Raw genomic sequence first — 388 nt, 5'->3', positions numbered from 1 at the left:
TCAATGGAGTTACGGCACCGTCAGCTGCTGGAGTTGGAGCGGTGGTAGCCCCTACACTTGCCTTATCTGCCACATATCCTGCCACGACACCTACTTGAACCTCTGGCAATTCTTTATCTGTACTTGTCCAGTCACCGTAGGTTACTTTCTTAGTTACCGCATTGTAATGAGCAACTCGAGAGAAGTGGGCAGTTTGGACAGTGTCGTCCTTAGCCTTGGTTTCTGCACCGTCTGCGCTGTCTTTCTTGACATAGCTGATGGTACGAGTCACCTCTTTCTTGAGGTCGCTTTCTGCCAATCCTTCTGGCCATTGAGGTCCCTCTGGGAATTCTGGAAGGAGTGGTGTACCAGGTTTCTTAGGCTTAGTCACATCTACTACCAATTCATG

General features: G+C 49.5%; 1 protein-coding gene. It reads right to left on the bottom strand.

What is annotated here, in order from left to right; all coding sequences use genetic code 11:
* The coding region (locus tag STRDD10_RS11285; RefSeq protein WP_197458350.1) for a mucin-binding protein at positions 1-388 on the bottom strand (388 nt) is incomplete at both ends.

Origin of the sequence: Streptococcus sp. DD10 (assembly GCF_001578805.1) — a bacterium.
In the GTDB taxonomy this organism is placed as follows: Bacteria; Bacillota; Bacilli; order Lactobacillales; family Streptococcaceae; genus Streptococcus.
The sequence above is the reverse complement of the archived record's forward strand: the minus strand, read 5'-3'. Positions and strand labels throughout refer to the sequence as shown.